Origin of the sequence: Clostridium sp., from assembly GCF_051654825.1 — a bacterium.
In the GTDB taxonomy this organism is placed as follows: Bacteria; Bacillota; Clostridia; order Clostridiales; family Clostridiaceae; genus Clostridium.
This window is the reverse complement of record NZ_JBOFYU010000010.1, coordinates 1-2,918: the sequence shown is the minus strand read 5'-3', so window position 1 is coordinate 2,918 and position 2,918 is coordinate 1. Positions and strand designations below refer to the sequence as shown.

The following is a 2,918-nucleotide window of genomic DNA, read 5'->3' as shown; positions in this document are numbered from 1 at the left end:
AGCTTGTACTGTCTTGTTTTGCTATGTCTAACATTCTGTGTTGTTGAAGCGAAATTAGTGCATCTGCTACGTTATAAACATCAACAGCAGCTGCAGTTGGTTTTACGCTTGAGTATGTTCTAGTTCTAGTTATTGTCTTGCCATTTTCTCCTAGACCACAGTCTAATTTGATTCTTAATGATGAAGGATTCTTTGTTTGTACAACACTATCTGCATATGTTACAGGTTCCATATCATTACCTCCTTGGTTGTTTGGTTTATTTAACTTAATTGTAATTAGGATTAGGTGCAATGTCCTAAAATATAGTTGATGAATATTTTTTCTGATTTTAATTAATGAAAATTTATGAATAGGTGATGGGATGAAAGTATTTGATGAAGTCGCACAGTTAAGAAGGAGATAGCTCGTTTAAATGATATTATAGCTAGGTTAGAAAAGAGCTATTAGGGGGTGTATTTATGTAAGTAACGATGAAATAAAGATATTCAAAGAATGTGATTATAATGACGTAATATCCATAGATAGAAGTGAATTAACCTATAATGTTTATAGCAAGTTATGGTCAAGATAAATAAGATTTAGTTCAAATAGATAATAAAAGAGGTTGAATTTTTATTAATCCAAAATGTGTTATTTAATGACTAGTTTGCTCGAACATATTGTAATTAAATTAAATTTAGTCTAAATTTAAGAGGTATTTTTAGATAGGTTTAAAGACATAAGGAGATTAATAGCATGCAAAGAAAACTTTATAAATCATTGGCGTTAACACTTGTATCAGTATCACTACTAACTAATAGTGCATATGCTACGGACGCAGTTTTTGATTCAAATAAGGTTCAAAGCACACATAAAAGTAGTGAAGATATATTAAGAAGTGCAAGTAAGCCTAAAACATTTACTGTAAGTGGGAGACATTACATGAATACAACTGGTTCATGGTTATCATCAGGTCTGGCTTATGGAACTACAGATATTAAGAAAACTATGGGGGTTCATGATCCTGCCGGTTGGTTAGGTGCCCATACTAATTTATACAATGAAGCAACTGGTAGAGTAGCAGCAACTGGTGATTGGGATTATACTACTAATATGTCTTCAAATCTTAGAAGGCAAACACCTAAAGTATCTGGGAAAGGTAGATATTATACAAAAGGAACAACTAAAGTGTATAATGGGAATGGATATACATCTGTTGGGGCGAATCAAAGTCCAATAGTAATAATAAAAGAAATGGGAATAAAAATATCAGATGAAGAATTAAAAGAACGTCAATATTTATATGAAACAAAGCAGTTAATAGCAGCAGAAGGACAAAATGGAGTAGAAGGATATGTTTTGGAGTCTGATTTATATAATGAAGAAATTCAACCGAATACCCCTGAAGAGGCAGTTAAGTATTCTTTAAAAAAGAAAATTCAAGGTGATAGGTTTATACCTCTTTATGATAACGATGGTATAACTGTTATAGGAACATACAAAATAGACTAATTTGAAAACACCTACTTAAGCTTAAAAGCGGAGTACGGTGTTTTTTATTAAATAAATAGTATAATATAAAGTAAATGAGGTGGACTTATGGGTTTAAAAAGATTCATATTAATTACAATTGGGTTAACTATATTTGTAATTTCTTCATATGAAGAAACTAAAGTTGAAATTACTAAGTATAATACTACATTTAATGTTAATGAAAATGGAGAGACATATGGTACTTATCTGATAAATGATGGAGAAACTATAGAGCCAGATTTAATAGCAGCACAAGGCAAAGATGAAATAGAAGGATATGTTAAAAAGAAGGATTTGTATGATGAAGAAAATCAACCGAATACTCCTAAAGAGGCAGTTCAGTATTCTCTAAAAAAGAAAATGAAAGGTGATAGATTTATACCTCTTTATGATAAAGACGGTGTAACTATTATAGGCTCATATCAAGTTAATTAATGTTTATTATAAAAAATAGATGATAAAATAAAAGCTATTAAAGAAAAGAATACGAGAAGATGTTTCGCCAACGCGGTGCTCAAATTATAGATTTTGTTAGGGGTAAATATGGGGGAGATTATTTTTTTTACAGCAAGTTGTTTTTTTATTAATATTTTGTTTTCAGGGGTTATTTTATATTGTTTTTCTGCTTTTAAGAAGAAGGGATGAAGATATTTATATGATAATAAAAGAGGTTGAGATTACAAGTGATATGGGATTAAAGCTATCTATGGAAGATGATTTATATGTTGTTAAGTTATATGAAGATAGTCTATCTGGGTACAGGGAAAGTGTTGTATATAAGTGTAAGGTGAGTGATTCTAGTATAGAGGATATGATTGAGCATATAGATAAAACTCATAGGATCATAATGCAGCAACAGTAGTTAAATAAGTTTTTAGGCAAATAAAAAAGCTATAGTTTTTCGGGGGACTATAGCTTAATGGGGGAGATTGAATTTTTAGTAATCCGATCATAGTTTAATTATGATTTGATTTAAAATTTATATACATATTTCATTAAAATAAGAGAAAATTAGGTAGTTAAGTTATTTTAAGAGAGTAGTGGAGGATAGCTGAAGTAGGAGCAAAAACCGCTCCTTCATCAGCTATCTTTACTTGTATCTTGGGGTCAAAAGCTCTGGGGTCAAGTCTGACATCACAGATTGCAGCAAAAAGCGCTGCAAACTGTGATGCCAGACTAAAGAAGGTCCGATGCTTATAGTGAATATGCAATAAAATAAATAAGTGCTAATGCAGCTACGGTAAAAATAAATTCAGATTTTATATAAGTTTCTTTACTTTTATTAATAAATCTATTTTTAGTTTTTTTCAATACAATCCACTCCTTTTATAGGTGGAGTATAGACTTATTTGAAAGAATAGATACTAGATTTATATATTGTTGTAGTTGCTATACTAGTTTTTTG

At 30.3% G+C, this 2,918-nt stretch carries 4 protein-coding genes; 3 read left to right on the top strand and 1 reads right to left on the bottom strand.

The window, feature by feature from the left end; translation table 11 throughout:
* On the bottom strand, positions 1-232 hold a 232-nt coding region (locus tag ACRDBA_RS00335), incomplete at its 3' end, for a DUF1659 domain-containing protein (RefSeq protein ID WP_438570960.1).
* Positions 233-736: 504 nt separating this feature from the next.
* On the opposite strand from ACRDBA_RS00335, the gene ACRDBA_RS00330 reads away from it, so the two are divergent.
* The 3 genes from ACRDBA_RS00330 (at position 737) to ACRDBA_RS00320 (ending at position 2,375) form a co-directional block, all read left to right on the top strand.
* Positions 737-1,492, top strand: coding sequence for a hypothetical protein (locus tag ACRDBA_RS00330; RefSeq protein ID WP_438570959.1), 756 nt, complete (start codon positions 737-739; stop codon positions 1,490-1,492).
* A gap of 87 nt (positions 1,493-1,579) precedes the next feature.
* The gene (locus ACRDBA_RS00325; protein ID WP_438570958.1) at positions 1,580-1,948 is read left to right on the top strand and encodes a hypothetical protein; all 369 of its coding nucleotides are present in this window, start codon (positions 1,580-1,582) and stop codon (positions 1,946-1,948) included.
* Positions 1,949-2,168: 220 nt separating this feature from the next.
* Complete coding sequence (locus tag ACRDBA_RS00320; RefSeq protein ID WP_438570957.1) at positions 2,169-2,375, top strand: hypothetical protein; 207 nt, start codon at positions 2,169-2,171, stop codon at positions 2,373-2,375.
* Positions 2,376-2,918: the final 543 nt, after the last annotated feature.